Source organism: Microbacterium sp. (assembly GCF_029263575.1).
Taxonomy (GTDB): Bacteria; Actinomycetota; Actinomycetes; order Actinomycetales; family Microbacteriaceae; genus Microbacterium.
In genome coordinates this window covers 1-24,204 of record NZ_JAJUFV010000018.1, presented here as the reverse complement: position 1 = coordinate 24,204, position 24,204 = coordinate 1, and the positions used below count along the sequence as shown (strand labels likewise).

19 protein-coding genes and 2 pseudogenes are annotated in these 24,204 nt (G+C 65.6%); 16 read left to right on the top strand and 5 right to left on the bottom strand.

What is annotated here, in order from left to right; translation table 11 throughout:
- Nucleotides 1-22: 22 nt before the first annotated feature.
- A complete protein-coding gene (gene hrpA / locus Q1J95_RS03440; protein WP_300265871.1) occupies nt 23-3,919 on the bottom strand; it encodes an ATP-dependent RNA helicase HrpA in 3,897 nt (1,298 codons plus the stop codon).
- Between the two features lie 79 nt (nt 3,920-3,998).
- Between hrpA and Q1J95_RS03435 the strand changes: the two genes are divergently transcribed.
- Genes Q1J95_RS03435 through Q1J95_RS03425 form a run of 3 tightly spaced genes read left to right on the top strand, consistent with a single transcriptional unit; the run spans nt 3,999 to nt 5,790 of the window.
- Nucleotides 3,999-4,838 carry a CPBP family intramembrane glutamic endopeptidase gene (locus Q1J95_RS03435; RefSeq protein WP_300265870.1) on the top strand — a complete coding sequence of 280 codons (840 nt, stop codon included), beginning with the start codon at nt 3,999-4,001 and terminating at the stop codon, nt 4,836-4,838.
- Nucleotides 4,839-4,840: 2 nt separating this feature from the next.
- Nucleotides 4,841-5,503, top strand: coding sequence for a hypothetical protein (locus Q1J95_RS03430; protein ID WP_300265869.1), 663 nt, complete (start codon nt 4,841-4,843; stop codon nt 5,501-5,503).
- A complete protein-coding gene (locus Q1J95_RS03425; protein ID WP_300265868.1) occupies nt 5,500-5,790 on the top strand; it encodes a transcriptional regulator in 291 nt (96 codons plus the stop codon). Before Q1J95_RS03430 ends, Q1J95_RS03425 begins: the two co-directional genes overlap by 4 nt.
- A gap of 562 nt (nt 5,791-6,352) precedes the next feature.
- Here Q1J95_RS03425 and Q1J95_RS03420 read toward each other — a convergent pair.
- Nucleotides 6,353-7,564 (bottom strand): hypothetical protein, encoded by a 1,212-nt coding sequence (locus tag Q1J95_RS03420; protein WP_300265867.1) that lies wholly within the window; start codon nt 7,562-7,564, stop codon nt 6,353-6,355.
- Between the two features lie 112 nt (nt 7,565-7,676).
- Between Q1J95_RS03420 and Q1J95_RS03415 the strand changes: the two genes are divergently transcribed.
- The 3 genes from Q1J95_RS03415 (at nt 7,677) to Q1J95_RS03405 (ending at nt 10,996) form a co-directional block, all read left to right on the top strand.
- Nucleotides 7,677-8,513: an aldo/keto reductase gene (locus tag Q1J95_RS03415; RefSeq protein ID WP_300265866.1), complete on the top strand. Its 837-nt coding sequence runs from the start codon at nt 7,677-7,679 to the stop codon at nt 8,511-8,513.
- A 73-nt stretch (nt 8,514-8,586) separates the two neighbouring features.
- Nucleotides 8,587-9,156 carry an FMN reductase gene (gene msuE / locus Q1J95_RS03410; protein WP_300265865.1) on the top strand — a complete coding sequence of 190 codons (570 nt, stop codon included), beginning with the start codon at nt 8,587-8,589 and terminating at the stop codon, nt 9,154-9,156.
- Nucleotides 9,157-9,196: 40 nt separating this feature from the next.
- Nucleotides 9,197-10,996: a DUF255 domain-containing protein gene (locus Q1J95_RS03405; protein ID WP_300265864.1), complete on the top strand. Its 1,800-nt coding sequence runs from the start codon at nt 9,197-9,199 to the stop codon at nt 10,994-10,996.
- On the opposite strand, the gene Q1J95_RS03400 is transcribed toward Q1J95_RS03405, so the two are convergent.
- Together Q1J95_RS03400 and Q1J95_RS03395 are read right to left on the bottom strand one after the other, a co-directional pair.
- Nucleotides 10,927-11,913 carry a hypothetical protein gene (locus Q1J95_RS03400; RefSeq protein ID WP_300265863.1) on the bottom strand — a complete coding sequence of 329 codons (987 nt, stop codon included), beginning with the start codon at nt 11,911-11,913 and terminating at the stop codon, nt 10,927-10,929. The two genes, Q1J95_RS03405 and Q1J95_RS03400, sit on opposite strands and share 70 nt — an antisense overlap.
- Nucleotides 11,914-11,940: 27 nt before the next feature.
- Entirely contained in the window at nt 11,941-13,482 is a 1,542-nt protein-coding gene (locus tag Q1J95_RS03395; protein ID WP_300265862.1) for a phospholipid carrier-dependent glycosyltransferase, read from the bottom strand.
- Between the two features lie 36 nt (nt 13,483-13,518).
- Between Q1J95_RS03395 and rsmI the strand changes: the two genes are divergently transcribed.
- The 4 genes from rsmI to Q1J95_RS03375 are packed head-to-tail and all read left to right on the top strand — an operon-like array spanning nt 13,519 to nt 17,469.
- Nucleotides 13,519-14,340, top strand: coding sequence for a 16S rRNA (cytidine(1402)-2'-O)-methyltransferase (gene rsmI / locus Q1J95_RS03390; RefSeq protein WP_300265861.1), 822 nt, complete (start codon nt 13,519-13,521; stop codon nt 14,338-14,340).
- An 8-nt stretch (nt 14,341-14,348) separates the two neighbouring features.
- Complete coding sequence (locus Q1J95_RS03385) at nt 14,349-14,978, top strand: class I SAM-dependent methyltransferase (protein ID WP_300265860.1); 630 nt, start codon at nt 14,349-14,351, stop codon at nt 14,976-14,978.
- 32 nt (nt 14,979-15,010) lie between these two features.
- The gene (gene metG / locus Q1J95_RS03380) at nt 15,011-16,585 is read left to right on the top strand and encodes a methionine--tRNA ligase (RefSeq protein WP_300265859.1); all 1,575 of its coding nucleotides are present in this window, start codon (nt 15,011-15,013) and stop codon (nt 16,583-16,585) included.
- Nucleotides 16,582-17,469, top strand: a complete 888-nt coding sequence (locus tag Q1J95_RS03375; RefSeq protein ID WP_300265858.1) for a TatD family hydrolase — start codon at nt 16,582-16,584, stop codon at nt 17,467-17,469. Before metG ends, Q1J95_RS03375 begins: the two co-directional genes overlap by 4 nt.
- Nucleotides 17,470-17,472: 3 nt before the next feature.
- Here the strand turns inward: Q1J95_RS03375 and Q1J95_RS03370 are convergent.
- Nucleotides 17,473-18,195 (bottom strand): annotated as a pseudogene (locus Q1J95_RS03370) (hypothetical protein).
- 71 nt (nt 18,196-18,266) lie between these two features.
- Here Q1J95_RS03370 and rsmA point away from each other — a divergent pair.
- The 6 genes and pseudogenes from rsmA to Q1J95_RS03340 all read left to right on the top strand — a co-directional run.
- Nucleotides 18,267-19,115 (top strand): 16S rRNA (adenine(1518)-N(6)/adenine(1519)-N(6))-dimethyltransferase RsmA, encoded by an 849-nt coding sequence (gene rsmA, locus Q1J95_RS03365; protein ID WP_300265857.1) that lies wholly within the window; start codon nt 18,267-18,269, stop codon nt 19,113-19,115.
- A 9-nt stretch (nt 19,116-19,124) separates the two neighbouring features.
- A complete protein-coding gene (gene mgrA / locus Q1J95_RS03360) occupies nt 19,125-20,192 on the top strand; it encodes an L-glyceraldehyde 3-phosphate reductase (protein WP_300265856.1) in 1,068 nt (355 codons plus the stop codon).
- A 6-nt stretch (nt 20,193-20,198) separates the two neighbouring features.
- Nucleotides 20,199-21,152, top strand: coding sequence for a 4-(cytidine 5'-diphospho)-2-C-methyl-D-erythritol kinase (locus tag Q1J95_RS03355; protein WP_300265855.1), 954 nt, complete (start codon nt 20,199-20,201; stop codon nt 21,150-21,152).
- A gap of 120 nt (nt 21,153-21,272) precedes the next feature.
- Entirely contained in the window at nt 21,273-22,286 is a 1,014-nt protein-coding gene (locus tag Q1J95_RS03350) for a LacI family DNA-binding transcriptional regulator (RefSeq protein ID WP_300265854.1), read from the top strand.
- Nucleotides 22,287-22,412: 126 nt separating this feature from the next.
- Nucleotides 22,413-23,963, top strand: a complete 1,551-nt coding sequence (gene mmsA, locus Q1J95_RS03345) for a multiple monosaccharide ABC transporter ATP-binding protein (protein WP_300265878.1) — start codon at nt 22,413-22,415, stop codon at nt 23,961-23,963.
- A pseudogene (locus Q1J95_RS03340) lies at nt 23,960-24,204 on the top strand (sugar ABC transporter permease); the annotation flags it as partial. The gene mmsA and the pseudogene Q1J95_RS03340, both read left to right, overlap by 4 nt.

The window sequence follows — 24,204 nt, the reverse complement described above, 5'->3', positions numbered from 1 at the left end:
CATGACGTTTCGTGACGTAGCCTCAGAGCTGGCGCAGAAGTTTTGCTATGCGCTGCGGCGAGACCGGTTGTGCGGTGCCCAACCGCTGGGCGAAAACGCTGATGCGGTACTCCTCCAGCAGCCAGCGCACCTCGACGAGCGCGTCCGGCGCATCCGGCGCGAGCGGTATCGTGCCGCCGGCATCGTCGAACGCGTTCGCCATGCGCTCGTATTCGCTCATCCGGGCGCGGTCCTTGCCGGGCTCTGTGGTCAGTGTTCTCAGCCGGTCGAGCGAGCCATCGAGGTATCGCGGCAGATGCGCGAGCCGGTCGATACCGGTGCGTGAGATGAAGCCCGGATGCAGCAGGCCGTTCAGTTGCGACCGGATGTCGCCCAGCGGACCCAGCAGCGCGAGCGAGTTCTGCGATTTGATGCCGCGTTCGACCTCGCGAGACTTCGTCAGAATCGTCGCGACGAGCGAGACGGCGGCGAACAGCTCGTCGACCATCACCGCACCGACGGCATCGCGAAGCTGAACGAACTCCGCCTCGGTGCGGACGGCATGTGCGGGCAGCATCGCGCCGATCACGGCCGCCCTGGCGTCTTCGATCAGCGCTGCGGCAGACGCGTACGGTGATGCCGCCAGGGCGAGTTTCTCCTGCGCGGTCAGGTGCTCCTGCACATACGATGCCGGTGACGGAATGGCCAACAGCAGCAGCCGCAACACGCCGGTCCGTGTGGCCGCGGCGGCGGCATCCGGTGTCGATTCCAGGCGCACCGAGACGGTCTTGCCACGATCGACGATCGCGGGGTAACCACGAACGACGCCGCCGGCGACCTTGGTGTCGATGACCTCGGGAAGGTCGCCGAAGGTCCACGAGGTCAGGTCGTCCTGTTCGATCGGGCCCCGAGCGGATGCCGCCGCGACCGCGCTCACATCGGCACGCTGCTCGCGCTGGCGCGCGTCGGGTTTCGCGATCGAGCGTGCCACGCTCGCCCGGGCCCGATCCGACAGCTGCGTCTGCAGCTCGTTCAGGTCACGCGCCGAACCGGCCACACGCCCGCGTTCGTCGACAGCACGGAAGTTCATGCGCAGGTGTCCGGGGACGCGTTCGTCTTCGAAGTCTGCGGCCGAGACGGGCTGATTCGCCAGCGGCTGGATCAACCGGGCAAGAGCTTCTTTCATCGATCGCGGCGGCCGGCCATCATGGCGCTCCGGGGCTTCTTCGGCGAGGGCGTCGCCGAACTTCTCGGCCCAGTCGGCCGCGGGCACGACATGGCGACGAATCGCTTTCGGAAGCGCGCGCAGCAGGGCCGTGACCAGCTCTGCACGCAGTCCCGGAACCTGCCAGTCGAAGCCGCGATCGTCCAGCTGCGCCAGCAGTGCCAGCGGCACGACGACGCTGACCCCGTCGTCTTCGGCGCCGGGCTCGAAGCGGTAGGCGAGCGAGAGCACCTGATCGCCCTGACGCCAGCGGGTGGGGAAGTCGTTCTGGTCGGCACGCTCGTCATCGTCGATCAGGTCTCGTTCGCGCATGACGAGCAGCTTCGGCGTCTCCGCCAGCGCGTCGCGCCACCACTTCTCGAACGAGCGCACGTCGAAGACCTCGGCGGGGATGCGCTCGTCGTAGAACTGGAAGACCGCTTCGTCTCCGACGAGGATGTCCCGGCGTCGCTCGCGCTCCTCGAGCTTCTCCAGACGTCTGCGCAGCTCGGCGTTGCTGCGCCAGAAGGCGCTGACGCGCTTGTCGAGCCGCGCGGGATCCCATTCGCCGTCGACGAGGGCGTGGCGGACGAACAGCTCACGCGATCCGGCACGATCGACACGCGCGAACTGGACGCGTCTGCGCGGGATGATCTCCACTCCGAACAGCAACACCTTCTCGTAGGCGACGGCGGCACCGGCATCCTTCGACCAGTGCGGTTCGGAGATCGAGCGCTTCACGAGGTCGCCGGCGAGCGATTCGGCCCACGCCGGGTCGATCGACGCGACCGTGCGCGCGAATGTACGCGAGGTCTCGACGACCTCGGCGGCCATGACCGCCCGTGGGCTCTTCTTGCGCAGACCCGAACCGGGGAAGATCGAGAAGCGGATGCCGCGGGCACCCCGATACTCGGCGATGCGCCGCCCCGAATCCTTCTTGTTCTTCGCCTGGCCCTTGGCCGGTGTCTTCGTCTTTCGCTCGTCGAGGATGCCGATCTGCGAGAGCAGACCCGACAGCAGCGCGCGGTGGATGGCATCGGGATCGGCGGCGCCGCCCGCTGTCTGGGGGACCTTCCCCACGAGTGAGCGCAGCTGGCGGTGCACGTCGAACCATTCGCGGACACGCACGTAGTTCAGATGCTCGGAGCGGCACAGGCGACGAAACGCGCTGGATCCCAGCGCGCGCTGCTGTTCGCGCAGGTGGTTCCAGAGGTTGAGGATGGCCAGAAAATCGCTCGTCGGGTCGGTGAAGCGTGCGTGCATCCGCTCGGCCGCATCGCGCACCCCCTGCGGGGCGTCTTGGCTGGGGCGCTCGCGCACGTCCTGGATCGTAAGTCCCGACACGATCGCGAGCACATCGGCGATCACGCCCGTCTTCTGCGCCTCCAGGAGCATGCGCGCGAAACGCGGGTCAATCGGCATCCGTGAGATATCCCGACCGATACGCGTCAGGCGTGGGGTGTCGCGAGAGGTATCGATGGCGCCGAGCTCGGTGAGCAGCTCGAAGGCGGCTTTGATGCCACGTGAATCCGGTGGGGTGAGGAAAGGGAACGCGGTGATATCGCCGAAACCCAGCGACAGCATCTGCAGCACGACCGAGGCCAGCGAGGTGCGCAGGATCTCGGGTTCGGTGAACTCCGCGCGCCGGTCGAAGTCGTCTTCGCTGTACAGGCGAATCGCGATGCCGTCGCTGGTGCGGCCGGCTCGCCCCGAACGCTGATTGGCGGATGCCTGCGAGATCGCCTCGATGGGTAGACGCTGTACCTTCGACCGGTTGCTGTAGCGCGAGATGCGCGCGGTTCCGGTGTCGATGACGTACTTGATGCCGGGAACGGTGAGGCTCGTCTCGGCGACGTTCGTGGCGAGCACGACGCGCTTGCGGACTCCGGCGACGCGGCTCGTCTCGAACACCCGGTGCTGCTCGGCGGCAGAGAGCCGGCCGTAAAGAGGGAGGACCTCGACCGGTGCCCTGCTCGAGGTGTACGCCGCACGCACGGCATCGGCGGCATCGCGAATCTCGGCTTCGCCGGGGAGGAACACCAGCACGTCGCCGGCGGCTTCGCGGTCGAGTTCGCGCAGCGCGGCGACGATGGCGGAAACTTCGTCGGTCTCATCCTCCTCGTCGTCGGAGGGCCCGCGGTAGCGAATCTCGACCGGATACGTGCGCCCGGACACCTCGATCACGGGGACGGGCGGATGCTCCGGCACAGAGAAGTGCTTCGCGAAGCTCGCCGGATCGATGGTCGCCGAGGTGATGATCACCTTCAGGTCGGGACGTTCAGGGAGGATGCGGGTGAGATAGCCGAGCAGGAAGTCGACGTTGAGCGAGCGCTCATGCGCTTCATCGATGATGATCGTGTCGTACCGGCGCAGGAGGCGGTCGCGGTGGATCTCGTTCAGCAGGATGCCGTCGGTCATGAGCGCGACCTTCGTGGCATCGGAGACCCTGTCGGTGAAGCGCACCTTGTACCCGACGGTCGTGCCGAGCTCGACGCCCAGCTCATCGGCGATGCGCTCGGCGATCGTGCGCGCTGCGAGGCGCCGTGGCTGGGTGTGCGCGATGTTCTCACGCCCGAGCTCGAGGCAGATCTTGGGCAGCTGGGTCGTCTTGCCCGACCCGGTAGCTCCGGCGACGACGACCACCTGGTGGTCGCGGATGGCGTCGGCGATCTCGTCCCGCGCGGCGCTGACGGGAAGTTCCGGGGGATAGGTGATGACGAGACCGGGTGAAGGCATAGCCCTTCATCGTATGACGCGATCGGATGCCGCATCCGCGGCACTTGATTAACAAACTACTTTGCACTACAAAGTTAACATGCTCGACAACCCGGCAACGATCCCTGCGGTCAGCGCTCGACCGAACGACACGCCCGCTTCGGCGCGCTGGGCGCTGGGGCTTCCGCTGCTGCGCGTCGTGCTCGTCGCCGCGGCATCCGGCGCGACGTGGCTCATCACGAGCGCCTTCGAAAGCGATCTCGCCTTCCCGCCGCCGGCGATGCTCTCGGCCGCCGCGATGTTGCCGGTCAACATCATCTGCCTGCTGCTGGTGATGCGTCTGCTGCGTCGCGAAGGCCGCACGGTTCGCGATCTGCTCGGTTTCGACCGGCGCCGCATCGGCACGGATCTGCTGTGGGGCCTGTTGTGGCTGGCTGTGCTGTACCTGCCGTTCGTGGGTGCGATCATGCTCGTGGTCTGGGTGCAGCACGGCAGCGAGATGTTCGTCGCGATGCAGACGATCTTCTTCGACCCCGAGACGGTTCCGACGCTCAATCCGGTGGCGTGGTCGGTTATCGCCGTCGTCGCCGTGATCACGTTCGCGCCGCTGAATGCGCCGACCGAAGAGCTCGTCTATCGCGGTTACGCGCAGGGGACCCTTCGACAGGCCCGGGGATCGACGGAGGCCCGCTGGCCGACGGTGGTCGCTGTGATCGTCCCGTCGATCTTTTTCGCTCTGCAGCACGTCTGGTACGCGCCGACCCCCGATGCCGTGGTCGCTTTCGTCTGCGCGTTCTTCGTCTGGGGAGTGGGGTCTGCTGTGATCTACCTGGGCCAACGTCGGCTGATGCCGGTGGTGTTCGCGCACCTGCTGGTGAACCTGCTGTTCACGCTGCCGGCGCTCGCCGTGCCCGTCTTCTTGTCCACGAGCGGAGTGTGATCATGACCGTCGATGACGAACAACCCGACCCTGCCGACATGTTGGCGCTCGTCGAAGATCAGCAGCGCAGCATCGCCGGTCAGCGGGGCGCCTTCGTGCCGCTGATTCTGCTGTCGTGGGCACTCGCGTGGCTGCTCGGTTTCGGAGCCCTGTGGCTCGTCGACCGACCTGACGGTGCATTCTCGCTGCCCATCGGGGTGGCGGCTCCGGTGTTCGTCGTGCTGCTGGTGGGCGCGGGGGTGCTCTCGACCGTGTTCGGCATCCGCGCCAGCCGCGGAGTGCGCTCCGGTAAGGACGCATCCTTCGTCGGCATGATCTACGGGCAGTCGTGGTGGGTCGGGAGCCTGGCGATCTTCGCTCTGGGCCAGGCGCTCGTGATAAACGGCATGGACCCCGATCTGCTGCGCATCCTCTACCCCTCGTCGTATATCTTCTTCGCCGGGTTCATGTACGTCATGGCGGCGGCGCTCTGGCGCGCGATTCCCATGCTCATCCTCGGCGGATGGTCGATCGTCGTCAGTGCGGTGGCGCCGTTCGTCGGGCATCCTGACCACTTCCTCGTCTACGCTCTCGCCGGCGGAGGCGGGTTTCTCGTGGTCGCCGTGTGGTCGTGGGTCTGGACGCGCCGCGCGCGTCGCCGGCTGTCGCAGGGCGCCCGGGCATGACGACGCTCGATCCCGTCATCCACGCCGCGGCGCGCCTGCGCATCACGGCCGCGCTCGCCACGCTCGCCGTCGATGAGAGCATCACGTTTCCTCGGCTTCAGGAGCTGCTCGAGATGACGGCGGGCAACCTGTCGACGCACCTGCGCAAGCTCGAGGACGCCGAGTACGTTCTCGTCGAGAAGACGCATCAGGGCCGTACCCCGGTGACGTACGTGGCGCTCACGACCACGGGCAGGCGAGCGTTCGAGGATTACACCCAGGCGCTCAGATCTGTGCTGGGGGAGTAGGGCCCGGGGCCGTCATGGACGGAATCGACGTGATATGGAAAGCCTAAGTGCGGGTGGGGGAGGACCGGTAGTTGATCACAGCCCGAACGATTGCGGCGAGTACATAGACGATTAGTCCGGCCGCGGAAGCCAAGAACACCCACGCGCTTGTTCCCCAGGACTGGTCAGGTTGCGTGCTGATCACAGCGAGCACGGCGATCCACACGAGGGCCGTCGTGATAGCTGCGTAACGGCTATTCCAATGCTCCTGCGCGCTTGGCGTCGCTGACCGGGAACACGCGAGCGCGATGACCGAGGCTACGGCAGCGAGGCATAGCCCCCCAACGCTCACAAATGTGCCGATCCAAGCTGCTACGAGCGCAACGGGCGGTGGCTGTCCGCAACTGTAGAGCAGCGGAGCGAATGTCCAGCTGAACTCGTCGGTGCAACGCATGTCCCGAGTGTGAGTAGCCGCATTGAGAGATACCCAGAACGGAACGAGGAGGCCGAGTAGCAGGCTGACCCATACAGTCACCCTCGAACTTTTCGCGATCAGCCTGCTACTCATCAATACCTCGCTTACCTAGCATGTCCAGAGTTGAGCGGGCGTCGTTCCGAAACTGGGCGAGTACCAGCATAGAGAGGGGGCCTTGTTGTTATTGGCGCTGTTCAGGACCATCCGGCTACTTGCTGGACCTGGCCCAGGATACGCACCGGACGTAACCCCCATGCAGTCGGTGAGAGGCAACCAGTGATAGATCTCGCAGTGGTTACGGCTTACTGGCTGTACGATCGCTCCAACGGTGCTCTGCGCCTCTACGTTGTAGTCGCCGTACAAGCCAAGCGCGCCAGGTGCGGCGATGTGACTGCTTCCAGAAATCACCCAACCGAACCAATCGAATGGGCGATTGGAAGCGGCTGCCCAGTCCTTGTAGTTAACCGTTGATGTGCCACAGTTGGGTCTGTTGTGCGGTGGCGGTAGCGGGCTGTTCACGACGCGTGATGAGTAGAAATCCACCTGAAACTCCAAGCCCCAGTGATCCGCCATGACCAGGGGCGACGCGAACGGATTGACGCCTTGCCAGTGATACTTCGTTGAGATCGCGAGGTTGTCACCCATAGGTTGGATCATCACTTCGGCTTCACTCGGCTGCCAGGTTTCGTCGGATACAAAGTGTGGAGACCAATCGCTGGAATCCTCCGGGCGGTCCGTGGCTGCCAAGCTCGGATCTGCAGCCGGAGCCTCAAAGACGGGGAGTGATGCTCCCAATAGGGGCGGTGCACTTCGCTGCTGTCCCCTCCGCTCGGCGTAGAGCGCCGCATCTACATAAGCGGCGACTATTTCAGGAGCAGTGCCCGTTTTCTCCTCTACTTCAGCAAGAAACTCTTCGACACTTAGGCCGCCTTCCGGCCAGAAATCGCCGATGATCGAGTCACTCGCGAAGTGATATCCGGAAATAGGTACACCCCCTCCGTCGACAACGGTAGTAGCGGATTCGAGGCTCACCGGGTGCGCGAAGTCAAGCTCCAGAAACGTTGGTGAAGGGGGATCCTCTTCTGAAGGAAGCGTGGTCGGAAGCGCACTGGTTTGTGGCAGGTTTGATGCCTGGGCATGGTTAGCAGTCAGGGCACTGCTCCCCAAGAAAACTAGGGAAGCTCCGATTGCTAGCGCCGACTTGTTCCTTATCACCTCGGACAACTCCGTCCGTCCTGATTTTGGTATGACTCTTGGGTACTCCGGGACATTGTGATTGCTGCTCGCGTTTTGTGCAAGATGCTCATCCTGGCCGAACACCAGTGACGTACGTGGCGCTCACGACCACGGGCAGGCGAGCGTTCGAGGATTACACCCGGGCCCTTCGATCTGTGCTGGGCGAGTAGGGCCCGGGCGGTCATAGACTGAACGGATGACGATCCCCACGCTCACTCTCAACGACGGTTTCACGATCCCCCAGCTGGGCTACGGCGTGTTCAAAGTGCCGCCGGCAGACACCGAGAGGACGGTCAGCGAAGCGCTCGAGATCGGCTATCGCCACATCGATACCGCCGCGATCTATGGCAATGAAGCGGGCGTGGGTGCTGCCATCGCGAAGAGCGGCATCGCCCGCGATGAGCTGTACATCACCACCAAGCTCTGGAACGACCGGCATGATGGCGACGAACCGGGCAAGGCGATCGCGGAGAGTCTCGAGAAGCTCGGCATCGACCAGGTCGATCTGTATCTCGTGCACTGGCCGACGCCGGCACATGACAACTACGTCCACGCGTTCGCCAAGCTCATCGAGCTGCGCGAGCAGGGACTCACGCGCAGCATCGGCGTGTCGAACTTCCTCGTCGAGCACCTCGAGCGCGTCGTCGCCGAGACGGGTGTGACTCCCGCGGTCGACCAGATCGAGCTGCATCCGACCTATCAGCAGCGCGAGGTGGTCGCCTGGGCTGTCGAGCACGGCATCCGCATCGAGGCCTGGGGCCCGCTCGGGCAGGGAAAATACGACCTCTTCGGGATGCCAGCCGTCGCCGACGCGGCCGCCGCCCACGGTAAGACGCCCGCGCAGACCGTGCTCGCCTGGCATCTGCACAAGGGAAACATCGTGTTCCCGAAGTCCGTGCACACCGAACGTCTGCGTGAGAACCTCGACGTCTTCGATTTCACCCTCACCGACGCCGAGGTGGCCGCGATCGACGCTCTCGATCCGCTCGACGGATCAGGCCGGGGCGGTAGCCACCCGAACGAGTTCAATTAACGCTGAGCTTCCTTGGATGACGCCCTGTGTCGCTTCGTGCGCTGCAGGGCGTCATTCTGAGTACGGTCAGGGCATGACCTCTCCGTACCGTGTCGTCGCTGTTTCCGGATCCTTGCACGAGCCCAGCAAGACGACGGCTCTGATCCGTGCCATCTCGGGAGCCATCGCCGAGCGCGCGCCTGTCGACGTGACCGTCATCGAGCTCACGGAGATCGGTCCAGAACTGGCGGGAGCGCTGCGCCGCGACCAGCTCACACCCGCGGTCGAAGATCAGCTGCGCGCGATCGAAGAGGCTGATCTGCTGATCGTCGGAAGCCCGGTGTACCGGGCCTCGTTCACAGGGCTGTTCAAGCATCTGTTCGACTTCATCGGTCAGTACGCGCTCACCGGAAAGCCGGTGCTGCTGGCCGCCACCGGCGGAGGCGAGCGGCACGCGCTGATGATCGAGCACCAGCTGCGCCCCCTGTTCTCGTTCTTCCAGGCGCTCACGCTGCCGGTGGGCGTCTATGCCAGCAACACCGACTTCGACGGCTACGTCATCGTCTCTGACGTGCTGCACTCGCGCATCGCGCTCGCGGCGGAGCGCGCCCTGCCGCTGGTCGGGTACAGCGCGACCCGATCCGTCGACGCTCTGGTGAGCTGAGTTCAGCCCGCGCCACGCAGGCGGGGCGTAGCGTGAGGGCATGACGAACCGGTTGGCTGACACGCTCAGCCCCTATCTGCGCGCGCACGCCGAGTACCCGGTCGACTGGTACCCGTGGGGAGCGGATGCCTTCGCCGAGGCGCAGCGGCGCGATGTGCCCCTGCTGATCTCGATCGGATACTCCACGTGTCACTGGTGCCATGTGATGGCGCGCGAGTCGTTCTCCTCCCCGTCGGTCGCCGCCGTCGTGAACGAGAACTTCGTCGCGGTGAAGATCGATCGCGAAGAGCATCCCGACGTCGATGGCGCGTATATGGCGGCGGCCTCGGCCTTCACGCAGAACCTCGGGTGGCCGCTCACGGTCTTCGCGACCCCGCAGGGGCGCACGTTCTATGCCGGCACGTACTGGCCGCCCGAGTCGCGGGGACAGTTGCCGTCTTTCCTTGAGGTGCTCGCCGCCGTGCGGGAGGCATGGGACGTTCGTCGCGACCAGGCCATGGAATCAGCCGACGCCGTGGCGGATGCTCTCGCGCGGGCGGCTGAAACGTCACCCTCTGACCTGCCGGGCGAGGCCGAGCTGGCGGCGGCAGCGACCGAGATCGCGCGTCGTGAGGACCGCCTCTACGGCGGGTTCGGAGGCGCCCCCAAGTTTCCGGCGGCGACGACGCTGAGATTCCTGCAGGCGCCGACGGTACGGCGCAGCGCAGCGGATGCCGCGGCCGCCGCCGATCGCGCGATGGTTGCGATGGCGGCATCCGATCTGCGCGACGACGACGGCGGATTCTTCCGCTATGCGACCGGCCGCGATTGGACGGTGCCGCATTACGAGCGGATGTTAACCGACAACGCGCAGCTGCTCGATGTCGCCGTCGCCGCCGGAGACCAGGAGACAGCGCGCGGGATCGTCAGCTTCCTGCTCACTGTGCTCCGGCGCGGCGGCGGCGGGTTCGGCGCGGCGCAGGACTCCGAGTCGTGGATCGACGGTCAGCGCAGCGAAGGCGGTTACTACCAGCGGCCGATCGCCGAGCGCGCGGGACTGGAGCCGCCTTCGGTCGACGGCAAGGTCATCACGGGGTGGAACGGACTCGCCATCGCCGCCCTCGCTCGTGCGGGCGCGGCGTTCGGCGAGCCCTCGTGGGTGGATGCCGCGGCGGAGGCGGCGCCGTTCGTGCTCGAGACGAACAGAGGCACTGACGGACAGCTGGTGCGCATGTCGCTTGATCGGATTGCATCGGCAGCCGTCGCGACAGTTGCCGACCTCGCGCTGCTCGCGGAGGGACTGTTCGCGCTCGCCATGGCCACCGGTGATGCCACGTGGGCGGCGCGGGCGCGAGAGGTGCTCGACGACACGCTGGCCGGGCGGACGGATGTCGACCCGGTACTGGCCGAACAGAACGTGACGCTCGCCCCCGATCAGACCGACGGCGATCTGCCCTCCGGAGCATCGGCTCTGGCATCCGCCGCGCTCACTGCCTGGCGTCTGGGGGCGGGCGCGTCGTATCAGGAGGCGGCGGCAGCGATCGTGCGCGAGCACGCCGCTCGTGCGGTGGCGCAGCCGTTCGCGCACGGAACCCTGCTGCTCGTCGCTGCCGGACTGGCCACTGCGCCGCGTCAGGTCGTCGTGGTGTCAGAACAGCGAGACGGTGCGCTGGCGCGAGCGGCCCGTCAGACGGACGCTGAAGTCGTGGCGGTGGTCAGCCCTGCTCAGGCGCAAGCGTTCGCCGACGCCGGCTTCGACCTCTTCGAAGGGAAGTCGCACGCGGAGCTGGCCTATGACTGCCGCGCTTTCGTGTGCCGCTTGCCGACGGCAGACCCGCGGGAACTGGCCCGCGGGCGATGAGTCAGTGAGAGTCGGAATCGTCCGACGGTGATGGAGAATTCTCGCGCATCAGCGTCGTGCGCATCGCGAATCGCGTCGCGCGCGTGCGCGAGGGCTTCGACGTAGACGCGGTACCAGAGTCTGGCCCGATTTCCCCGGGCCGCAGCGTAGAACAGTACGATCGCGGCGCTCGGAATCACGAACACGCCAACGGCGAACCACGGTCGCCAGCTGCTGAAGAAATCGAGCTCGGCCCCGGCGATCGCGTACCAGATCGTACCCGTCGACAGCATCACGAAACTGACCAGCGGCCAGCAGAACCGGAGCGGGAACCGCGCCAGCGCGGCGAGATAGATTCGCCAGGACGCGGCCACGCAGTGCCAGAAGCCATTCTGCGCGAGGGTGCGCTCGAGCACCTTCTCCAATCGAGGGGAGGCCTTCTCTGCGGTGATGTTCATGGCGCGCGTGGACATGAGCTTCTCCCATTCGTCTACACGCTGCGTCAGGAAGTTCGGATCCAGGGGGCTACGTCGGGGGTCTGCCGCGAACTCCTCGGCCGCGGCGCGGATCGTGAACGGATCACGTGCCAGCTCTTTCGGCTCGCCGACGCCCTTGACCACGGCGCTGAGCATGATCGCCAAGACAGCCGCGCCAGCGAGGAACGTCAGTACGCCCGCGATCTGGCGCCCCTCGTCGACGTTCTCGCTGAAGCTTTCGAAGAAGAACGACGCCGAGATGCTGACGAAGAGGCCCGAGACGAGGGCGCCGAGTGCGGGGACGATAATCGTCTGATATTGATTCTCCGCCAGGCGGATGTGCGCGAAGGTCTTCTGCTTCGGCGGACGGATGGTGCGCAGCAGTGCCAGCTCGGCGACGCCCAGAATCAGGAAGAGCCCGATCAGGAGCCCTCCGACGCCGATCAGTATCGTCGTGTGCATAGTTCTCCTTCGGAATGCCGTGCAGAACTATACCCAGGTGGGCAGCCAGTTGTGGACGAGCCAGAACTCGTAGGGCACGTTCATGCCGGTCCACACCGGGTAGAAGAACGCCGAGACCAGCACGGCGGCGGTGAGAAAGATGATCACGGTGCGCTCGCCCGATTGGCGCCGCTCCAGACGATCGCTTCGCCGCCCGGCGATCGCCCGCAGCGCGAACACCAGCGCGAGCACGAGAAACGGCATGACCGCCACGGTGTAGAACTGGAAGATCGTGCGTCCGGGAATCAGCAGCCATGGCACGTAGGTCACGGCGAGACCCACCAGCGGCATGGCGAGCTGCCAGGGTTCCGGCTGCCGCTGAATGAGGCCGCGTACGACGCGGTACAGGAGGTACAGTGCGGCCGCGACGCCTGCGTACCAGATGAGTGGATTGGGAATGCTCGAGATCACCGAGATGCAGTGGTCCGTGCCGCAGCTGGCATCGTCGTCGACCCACACCGCGGTCGGCCTCATCAGCAGCGGCCACTGCCAGGCTGGGCTGGCATACGGATGCCCCGAGCCCAGGCTGATGTGGAATCCGTAGATGCTCTGGTGGTAGTTCCATAGCGCGATCAGGGGGTTCGCATCGCTGTCTCGGTCGTAGCCGCCTGCGGTCACCAGCCAGCCTGTCCAGGTGATGAGATACGTCACGAATGCCACGGGAACCAACAGCAGGAACGAGACAGCGCCCTGTCTGGCAGCGGCATCCATCGGCCAGAAGACGATTCCGGCGCGACGGCGGGCGAGAGCATCCGAGATCACAAGATAGATGCCGAGGCCGGCCAGAGCATACAGCCCCGACCACTTGACGGCGGTCGCAGCGCCCAGCGCGAGGCCGGCCGCGAGAATCCACGGTCGACGCCAGAAGACGCGGCCCCACAGTTTCTCGCGGTCGTCGGGCGTCGTGTATTCCGCATCTCGCATACTGCGTGTTCTGTCGTACAACACGAACAGAAATCCGAGCAGGATGAAGAACGTCAGCGCGCCGTCGAGCATCGCGATACGGCTCATCACGATGCTGAGTCCGTCGATCGCGAGCAGCCCCCCGGCCACGGTCGCGGCGACGATCGACCGGGTCAGCGCGTGAGCGACGAGGTAGACCACGAGCACCGTGGCCGTGCCCAGCAGCGCTGTCGTCAATCGCCAGGCTTCGCTGGAGCCGGGCCCGAAAACACCCATGCCCAGAGCGATGATCCACTTGCCCAGGGGTGGATGGACGACGAAGCTGCCGATCCCGCCGAGCGTGCTCGTATCGCCTCGGAGGAATGCATCGTTGGCGCCGTCGCCCCAGGTTCCCTCGTAGCCGAGAGCCCACAGCGACCAGGCATCTTTGACGTAGTACGTCTCATCAAACATCAGCTCGTGCGGGTGCCCGAGATTCGCCAGGCGCAGCACGGCGGCAAGCGCCGTGACGAACAGCGGTGCGAACCAGCGCAGGACGCTGGAGTCACGCAGCATCCGATCGCGCAAGCGTCCCCACGCCGTCAGGCGCTCGGCCGGGGGAGGCAGCAGAGGCACGGGCGCAGTCACGGCACAAGCCTAAGTGTTCACGCATAGGCTGATCGTGTGATCATCCTCGCGGCGACTCCGATCGGCAACCTCGGCGACGCGTCTGGGCGCCTCATCGAAGTATTGGAGAACGCCGAGGTCATCGCGGCCGAAGACACCCGAACGACGCAGCGGCTGCTGCGGGCGCTCGAGATCGAGAACCGCCCTCGTCTGATCGCACTGCATGACCACAACGAGAAGCACAAAGCTGCTGAACTGGCAGCACTCGCTGCTGACGAAGACATCGTCGTGGTCAGCGATGCAGGAATGCCGGCCGTCAGTGATCCCGGATACGGTCTGGTCGCAGCGGCGGTCGACGCGGGAGTCACGGTCACCGCCATCCCTGGTCCGAGCGCCGTACTGACCGCGCTGGCGATCTCGGGACTGCCCACTGACCGATTCACCTTCGAGGGATTCCTGCCGCGCAAACCGAGGGAGCGCCGTGCGGCTCTGGGAAACCTTGCCGCAGAGCCTCGCACGATGCTCTTCTTCGAATCTCCGGCTCGGCTTGCGTCATCCCTGGCCGACATGGGTGCGGCTTTCGGCGATGATAGGCGGATCGCCGTCTGCCGTGAACTCACCAAGTTCTATGAAGAGGTGCGTCGGGGAACCGCTTCTGAACTCGCCGCGTGGGCTGAGCACGGCGTGAAGGGCGAGATCGTCGTGGTCGTCGAGGGCGCGGCGCCGGTCGCGGTATCCGCCGAGGATGCCGCAGCTTACGTGCAGGCGCTCGTCGACAGCGGCATCCGCCTGAAAGACGCCTGCTCCGAAGTAGCCGCCGCGACAGGTCTCAGTTCTCGCGACCTCTATCAGCAGGCCCTTGCTGCACGCCAGAAATGACCGTTCCAATGACCGACTCCGCGCTCGCCGCCGCCTACGACGCCCGCGCGGCCGAATACATCGATCGGCTCGGGGACATCGCCCAGATGGAGACAGCAGACCGCGCCCTCATCGCGGCGTGGCGCGACGCGACCGATGGGCCGCTGCTGGACGCCGGCTCCGGCCCCGGCCATTGGACGGCGTTCCTCAGTGACGAGCACCACGAGGCGTGCGGCATCGACCTTTCGGCGCAGTTCGTCGCCTCTGCGAAGGGGCGGCATCCCGGCATCCGGTTCGAGGTCGGGTCGCTGCGCGAGATGCCCTATCCGGATGACGCGTTCGGGGGCGTCCTCGCTTGGTACTCGCTGATTCACACCGCACCGGATGACCTGCCCGAGATGATCGATGAACTCGCACGCGTGCTGCGCCCCGGCGGCAGCATCCTCATCGGATACTTCGATGGCTCGTCGCGCGTCCCATTTGCGCATGCTGTCGCACCCGCGTACTTCTGGAGCGCCGAGGAGCTGACCCGGATGCTAGCGGGTGCGGGACTCGACGCCGTCGGCAGCGAGCGGCGCGAGCGCGCCCCGCGCGAGCCCAGCACCCGCGCGCACGGCGCGATCATCGCCACCCGCCGTCCGCCGAGCCCGGCGACGTAACCAGCCCAGCGATCCGGCCTAGAATTGACCACATGCCCGCAGGCGAATCCTTCTACATCACCACGCCCATCTACTACCCCTCTGATGTGCCGCACATCGGTCACGGGTACACCTCGGTGGCGGTCGACACGCTCGCCCGCTGGCACCGGCAGTCAGGCGACGACACCTGGATGCTGACGGGCACAGATGAGCACGGACAGAAGATGCTTCGCGCCGCGGCGGCGAACAACATCACTCCGCAGGAGTGGGTCGACAAGCTCGTGACCGAGAGCTGGTTTCCGCTGCTGAAGACGCTCGATGTCGCCAATGACGACTTCATCCGCACCACGCAGGAACGGCATGAGAAGAACGTGCAGGTGTTCTTCCAGCGGCTGTACGATTCGGGCTACATCTACGCCGGTGAGTACGAGGCGCTGTATTGCGTGGGCTGTGAGGAGTTCAAGCCCGACAGCGAGATCGTCGACGGCACCGGTCCCTTCGAGGGGCTGAAGGTCTGCGCGATCCATTCCAAGCCGTTGGAGCTGCTGCAGGAGAAGAACTACTTCTTCAAGCTCAGCGAGTTCCAGGATCGCCTGCTTGAGCTCTACAAGACCGAGCCTGACTTCGTGCGCCCGCACTCGGCGCGCAACGAGGTCGTCTCGTTCGTGAGCCAGGGGCTGAAAGACCTCTCGATCTCGCGTTCGACATTCGACTGGGGGATCCCGCTGCCGTGGGACGAGTCGCACGTCATCTACGTGTGGGTCGACGCTCTGCTGAACTACGCCACCGCGGTCGGATACGGCAGCGACGACGAGAACTTCCAGCGCCGCTGGCCCGCGTACCACGTGGTGGGCAAAGACATTCTGCGCTTCCACGCCGTGATCTGGCCGGCGCTGCTGATGGCGGCGGGCGTCGATGTCCCCCGGGGCGTCTTCGCGCACGGCTGGCTTCTTGTCGGCGGCGAGAAGATGTCGAAGTCGAAGCTCACCGGTATCGCCCCGACCGAGATCACCGACGTGTTCGGCTCTGATGCGTACCGTTTCTACTTCCTCTCGGCGATCGCCTTCGGTCAGGACGGATCGTTCAGCTGGGAAGACCTCTCGGCCCGTTACCAGGCCGAGCTCGCCAACGGCTTCGGAAACCTCGCCTCGCGCACGGTCGCGATGATCGAGAAGTATTTCGACGGCGTCGTGCCCGAGCCTGCCGAGTACATCGATCAGGATCTCGCGATCCAGAAGACGGTGGCGGATGCCGCGGCTGCGGCCGACGCGGCGATGGAGCAGTTCCGCATCGATGAGGCGATCTCGTCGATCTGGACGATCGTCGACGAGCTCAACGGTTACATCACCGAGAACGAGCCGTGGGCGCTCGCGCGCGATGATGACAAGCGCGCTCGCCTGGGCACGGTGCTCTACACGTGCGCTGAGGGTCTGCGCGCACTCGCCGTGCTGCTGTCGCCGATCATGCCGCAGTCGACGGGCAAGCTCTGGGAGGCGCTCGGCGCGCAGAGCCTCGGCGGATTGCAGGCCCAGCCGCTTCGTGAAGCCGGCTCGTGGGGGCTGCTGGCGCCGGGCACGCGCGTGCAGGCGCTGACGCCGCTGTTTCCTCGCGTGGAGTCGCAGGCTTGACCGACAACCCCAGTCAGTACGTTCGCGAGCGGGCCTCCGCGGGTCGTAAGGATCTGCGGTACCCGGCCGCTCCCGAACCGCTGCAGGTCGGGGTGTATGACAACCACGCGCACCTCGAGATCACCGACGGCGATGAACCGCTCTCGCTGAAAGAGCAGCTCGACCGGGCTGGGGCGGTGGGTGTTCTCGGCGTCGTGCAGGCATCGGGCGATATCGAGTCATCGCGCTGGGCGGTGGAGGCCGCGGCATCCGATCCGCGCGTGCTCGCGGCCGTCGCGATCCACCCGAATGATGCGCCGGCCTACGCCGAGGCTGGGCAGCTCGACCACGCGATCGGTGTGATCGATGAGCTCGCGGCGCACCCGCGCGTGCGGGCGATCGGCGAGACCGGGCTGGATTTCTTCCGCACCGAGGCTGAGCGTCAGGGCCCACAGTTCGAAAGCTTCGAGGCGCACATCGCCCTTGCGAACAAGCATGACCTGGCGATGCAGATCCACGACCGCGATGCGCATGACGCCGTGCTTGCGACGCTCGCCCGTGTCGGTGCGCCCGAGCGCACAGTGTTTCACTGCTTCTCCGGCGATGACGCGATGGCCCGCATCTGTGCCGATGCCGGGTACTACCTCTCGTTCGCCGGAAACGTCACGTTCAAGAACGCGCAGAACCTTCGTGACGCCCTTGCCGTGACCCCGCTCGATCGTATTCTGGTCGAGACGGATGCTCCGTTCCTCACCCCCGTGCCGCTGCGGGGCCGGCCGAATGCGCCTTACCTGATTCCGCACACGTTGCGCTTCATGGCTTCCGAGCTCGGACGCGATGCCGACGAGCTCGCCGCGCGGATCGCTGAGAATACCCGGCGGGTATACGGCGCGTTCGCGGACTGAGGCTCAGGGCGCGGCGCCGTTCTCATCCGCGATCGAGCGTGCGTTGACGATGTGCGAGATCGGCTTCCACACCAGCACGAGCGTGATCGCAGCCCCGGCGAAGGCGAACCACCACGGTGCCGTCAGCCCCCAGAACTGGGCGATCACACCTCCGACTGCCTGCCCGATCACGATTCCGCCGAACACCCCGACCATGTTCACCGACGCCACCCGTCCCTGGAGCGCGGAGGGGACGAGCCGCTGCCGGACGGTCGTCGAGATCGTCGCCCACACGAACCCGTATGCGCCGAACACGAACATGATCACGAGGGCTACCCAGCCGGCCGTGGTGAGCGTTCCGTAGCCCACCGCACCCATGTTGAGATGCTCGGTGGCGTAGAGAACGAGAACGCCCCAGGGGGGCGGCCCACGTGATGTTGAACGTCAGGATGATGAGCACGAGCATCCGCACGGGGCGGTTGTGCCACATCCAACGCACGCCCTCGGCGATGTCCGTGTGCACCGGTGTTCGCTTCTCGCTGTTTCGGGGAGGAATCGGAGTGGCCGACGTCCGCGCGATCAGCACGACCGCGAGGCTGACGCAGACGACCTCGACGAGGAACGGCCAGGCGGCGCCAGCGGCGAAGAGGAACGCCACAGCCAGGACGATCCCGATGTTCGCGCGATGCCGTCGCCGATATTGCTGGTCCAGGAAGACGCCAGCAGCCAGCGAAAATCGCGGCCCATCCGACGAGGCGCGATGAGTTCTCCGATCGGGGGCACCCGATCACATTAGCGGCATGGGGGACAATAGCTGGATGACTGTCACCCTGCTCGGCGCGACCGAGATCCGCCGTCTTGCCGCCGAGCTCGATGTGACCCCGACGAAGAAGCTCGGGCAGAACTTCGTCGTCGATGCGAACACAGTGCGAAAGATCGTTCACGTCGGCGGTGTCCAGGCGGGAGAGCGCGTCGTCGAGGTGGGGCCGGGCCTCGGGTCGCTGACCCTGGCGATCCTCGAAACCGGGGCGTCCGTCACCGCTGTCGAGATCGATCATCGCCTCGCCGCACGGCTCCCCGAGACAGCGGCCAGTCACGGCGTGCCAGCGGATGCTCTGACCGTCGTCGACGCGGATGCGCTGCACATCACGGAGCTTCCGGGCGACCCGACGGTGCTCGTGGCGAACCTGCCCTACAACGTCTCGGTACCGGTGCTGCTGCACTTCATGGAGACATTCCCGAACCTCGACCGCGGCGTCGTCATGGTGCAGGCCGAGGTCGGTGAGCGGGTCGCCGCCGCGCCGGGAAGCAAGATCTATGGCGCGCCCAGCGCCAAGGCGGCCTGGTACGGCCAGTGGCGTCTGGCTGGAGGGGTGTCCCGGCAGGTGTTCTGGCCCGTTCCCAACGTCGACAGCGTGCTGGTGGCGTTCGAACGTTCCGCTCAGCCGCGCGGCGATGAGCAGTTGCGCCGAGCGACCTTCCAGATCGTCGACGCAGCCTTCCAACAGCGCCGCAAGATGCTGCGGCAGGCGCTCGCCGCGGTGCTCGGCGGCACAGCGGGCGAAGCATCCGTCGTCTTGGAGAAAGCGGGCGTCGCTCCGACCTCGCGCGGCGAACAGCTCAGCATCGACGATTTCGTGCGCGTCGCCGAGGCGCTTCACGGCTAACCTGGGGGAGTGACTGAAACTGTGCGCTTCCCGACCGATGTTCCCGATATCCACCGTCCATATGCGGCGAAGCACGACCGCTATGAGCAGTTCGAGTATCGCCAGGTCGGCTCGTCGGGGCTCTACCTGCCGCCGATCTCGCTGGGGCTGTGGTGGAACTTCGGCGACAATATCCCGCTCGACAACCAGCGTGCGCTGCTGCGTCACGCGTTCGACCGCGGCATCACTCATTTCGACCTGGCCAACAACTACGGTCCGCCCCACGGCTCTGCGGAGAAGAACTTCGGCCGCATCTTCCGTGAAGACTTCCGCCCGTACCGCGACGAGCTGATCATCTCCTCGAAGGCAGGCTGGGACATGTGGCCCGGTCCCTACGGCAACCTCGGCAGCCGCAAGTATCTGATCGCCAGCGCCGAGCAGTCGCTGACCTCTATGAACCTCGACTACGTCGACATCTTCTACTCGCATCGGGTCGACCCGGTCACCCCGATCGAAGAGACCGTCGGCGCGCTCGACACGCTCGTGCGCCAGGGCAAGGCGCTCTACGTCGGCATCTCCTCCTACAGCGCCGAGCGCACCGCCCGGGCGGTCGCGGTCGCTCGTGAGCTGGGAACCCCGTTGGTCATCCACCAGCCGGCGTACTCGATCCTCAACCGCTGGACCGAAGCCGAGCTCAACGACACGCTGCGCACCGAGGGCGTCGGAGCGATCGCGTTCACACCGCTGGCGCAGGGGCTGCTGACCGACAAGTACCTCGGTGACGGCACAGCACAGCGCGCGCAGAAGCGCGGGTCGCTGTCGGACAAGCCGCTCTCAGCAGAGGGGCTGCGCATCCTGCGCGGACTGAACGAGATCGCCACAGAGCGCGGTCAGTCGCTGGCCCAGATGGCACTGCAGTGGGTGCTGCGTGACCCCGTGGTCGTCTCGGCGCTGATCGGGGCGTCGCGCACCGATCAGCTCGACGAGAACCTCGCCGCGCTCAATGGCCCGGTGTTCTCCGACGACCAGCTCGCCCGCATCGATGCGCTCTCCGACGGCATCGACGTCGACCTGTGGGCGTCGTCTTCGACGGCCTGAGAGTCCATGAGCCTGGCAGCGTTCCCCGACTCGGTGCACGTGCGCGCCCCGGGCAAGATCAATGTCTACCTGGGTGTCGGCGGGCGTCATGATGACGGATACCATGCCCTGGCGACGGTCTTTCAAGCCGTCTCGCTCTATGAGGACGTCACGGCGTATCCGGCGGATGATTTCTCGCTGAGTGTCTTCGGGACCGATGCCGCGAGCACGGCGCTGTTCGCCGACACCGTGCCGTTAGACGATCGAAACCTGGCCATGCGGGCCGCCAAACTCGTCGCCTCAGAGACCGGATACAGCGGCGGGGTGCACCTCGAGGTGCGAAAGAGCGTTCCTGTGGCTGGTGGCATGGGTGGGGGATCGGCGGATGCCGCGGCTGCACTGGTCGCATGCGATGCGCTATGGGAGACGGGCCTGTCTCCGCAACAGCTGGATGAGCTTGCCGGACGCCTCGGTGCCGACGTGCCCTTCGCTCTGCACGGGGGCACGGCCATCGGCACCGGCCGCGGTGACCGATTGAACCCCGCGCTCGCGCGCGGCCGCTTCGACTGGGTGCTCGTGACGAGCGACGAGGGGCTGTCGACGCCGGCGATCTACGCCGGACTTGACGACCACCGCGCCAGAAACGGTGCGCTCGCTGATGACCCTCCGCTGTCCTTGGATGTTCCGATCCCGGTACTGCAGGCGCTGCGCGCCGGTGACCCGCACGCCCTCGCACTCTGCATGCACAACGACCTCGGCACTCCGGCGCTGCTTGAGCGCCCCGTGCTGGATGACATCATCAACGAGGGGCTCGAAGCCGGTGCTCTGAGCGGCATCGTCTCAGGATCGGGGCCGACCGTCGCCTTCCTGTGCGACGCACCGGAGAGCGCCCAGTATGTGCAGAGCGACCTGACGGCCCGGGGGCGTACAGCTGTACACGTGCACGGGGCTGTCCCGGGCGCTCGCATCATCGCCCGCTGACATTCGCGCCCGGTTCGCGGCCGCCGCGCGCCTGAATCGACTCGGAGATGCGTCTTGCGGTGCAGGGGATACATAATGGAGTAGTTATGTGACCGTGCACATGCAAAGGAGGCATCTGCGATGGCAGCCTCTGGTGACCGTGCGCGGATTCCCAGCATACGAGACGTCGCGCGTCTAGCGGGAGTATCCCACCAGACCGTCTCGCGCGTTCTGAACGAGCATCCCAGTATCCGTCCGGCGACGAAGAAGCGCGTGCAGGACGCGATCGAGGTGCTCGACTATCGGCCGAATCTCGCCGCTCGTGCCCTGGTCACTAGCACGACGCGCACACTCGGCATACTGTCGGCCACGATCGGTGAGTTCGGGCCGACAGCGTCTATCGCGAGCATCGAGGACGCCGCACGAGCCGAGGGGTATTCGGTCTCGACATTGAATCTGCCCGAGACGACCCCCGAGGCCATCGGCGATGCTATTCGTCAGCTCGCCAGAGAGCAGGTCAGCGGAATCATCGCCCTTGCCCCGCAGGTGCGCGTCTTCAACGTGCTGCGCGGCATGGCGGCCGGCGTGCCGATCGTCAGCCTTCTGGATGCCTCCGGTTCGGATGGGTTCACACTGTCGACGGATCAGGTCGCCGGTGCCCGAGCGGTGACGGAGCACCTGATCTCGCTGGGGCACACAGATATCCTGCACCTGGCCGGACCGCAGGACTGGATCGAAGCCGAGTCGCGCATGCGCGGCTATCTGGATGCGCTGCGGGAGGCAGATCTGCAGACCTTCCCCCCGATTCGCGGCGACTGGACGGCCGATTTCGGATACTTCGCCGCCACGGAGCTTGCTCGACGCGCTGATTTCACGGCGGTGTTCGCCGCCAACGACCTCATGGCGATCGGTCTGATACACGGATTTCGTGACGTCGGAATCGATGTGCCGCGCCACGTGAGCGTCGTCGGTTTCGACGACATTCCGGTCGCAGCTCACGTCTGGCCGCCGCTGACGACGGTGCATCAGGACTTCCCGCTGCTGGGACAGCGGGCCGTGGAGATGCTGCTGGCTCAGATACGTGGGGAAAGCACGCCGACGTATGGTCCGGTGGCACCGCAATTGCGGCTGCGTTCGTCCAGTGCATCTCGATAAGGCAACGACAGGATGACCTCACTTGACACCGCTGTCTGAGAGGCGCATTATTGTGTGTCATGTGAACGGTCACATTGAACGTGACCGTCAAGCTATCAAGGAAGATTCGTGAGCAGCACAGCAACCATGCCAGCGGTGGCAGGACCGATTCTGGAGATGCGTAGCATCACCAAGGAGTTCCCGGGTGTCAAGGCGCTCTCCGACGTGTCGATCACCGTCATGTCGGGTGAGATTCATGCCATCTGCGGCGAGAACGGTGCCGGCAAGTCCACGCTGATGAAGGTGCTGTCGGGGGTCTACCCCTACGGCAGCTACGACGGCGACATCCTGCTCTACGGCGAGGAGCAGCGCTTCAAGGACATCGCAGCCAGCGAGCAGGCCGGCATCGCGATCATCCACCAAGAGCTCGCGCTCATCCCCGAGCTCTCCATCACCGAGAACATCTTCCTCGGTAACGAGATCTCCCGCTTCGGCGCCGTCGACTGGCGTGCGGCGAAGGAGCGCACGATCGAACTGCTCGCTCGTGTCGGTCTGGACGAGGATCCCGACGTCGCCATCAAGCACCTCGGCGTGGGTAAACAGCAGCTGATCGAGATCGCCAAGGCACTCAACAAGGACGTTCGCCTCCTCATCCTCGATGAGCCGACCGCGGCGCTGAACGAGAACGACTCGCAGCAGCTGCTCGATCTGATCCTGGGTCTCAAAGCCAAGGGCATCGCCTCGATCATGATCAGCCACAAGCTCAACGAGATCGAGCAGATCGCCGACGAGATCACGATCATCCGCGACGGCCGCACGGTCGAGACCCTCGACATCACCAGCGGCGACATCAACGAAGACCGCATCATCCGCGGCATGGTCGGTCGCTCGCTCGAGAGCCGCTACCCCGATCGCACGCCCGAGATCGGCGAGGTGTTCTTCGAGGTCAAAGACTGGGTCGTGCAGCATCCGACCGTCTCGGAGCGCATGGTCGTCAAGGGATCCAGCCTCAATGTACGCCGCGGCGAGGTCGTCGGCATCGCCGGACTCATGGGCGCAGGCCGTACCGAATTCGCCCGCAGCATCTTCGGGCGCTCGTACGGAACCTTCCTCAGCGGCCGGATGTTCAAAGACGGCGAAGAGATCGAGCTGCGCGATGTCGCCAGCGCCATCCGGCACGGCCTCGCCTATGTGAGCGAAGACCGGAAGACTCTCGGGCTCAACCTGCTCGACACCATCAAGCGTGCGATCGTCTCGGCGAAGCTGTCGAAGATCGCACACAACGGGGTCGTGGACGATCGCGAGGAGTACGCGGTCTCCGAGCGCTACCGCAAGGCGCTTCGCATCAAGACCCCGAACGTCGACGAGGGCGTCTCCAAGCTCTCCGTCGGGAACCAGCAGAAGGTCGTCCTGGCGAAGTGGATGTTCACCGACCCCGACCTGCTGATCCTCGACGAGCCCACCCGCGGCATCGACGTCGGCGCGAAGTACGAGATCTACTCGATCATCAACGAACTCGCAGCGGCCGGGAAGGGCGTCATCGTCATCTCCAGCGAGCTGCCAGAGCTGATGGGCATCTCCGACCGCATTTACACCATCTTCGAGGGACGCGTCACCGACTGCATCCCCGCTGACCAGGCCACCCCGGAGGCGCTCATGCGCAGCATGACCTCCACCAATCAGAAGGCGACCGCATGAGCACCAGTACGCCGGAAAGCCCCAAGCGCGGCTTCCACTTCAGTGACATCAAGAAGATGCTGGGAAGCAGCGGCAACTCGTCGCTGCGCCAGTTCGGAATCCTCGGGAGCCTCCTGGCGATCGTGCTGTTCTTCCAGGTCGTCACGATGATGCGAAACCCCAACGGGGCAACGCTCTCGCCGAACAACCTGATCAACGTGATCAACCAGTACTCCTTCATCCTGATCCTCGCGATCGGAAT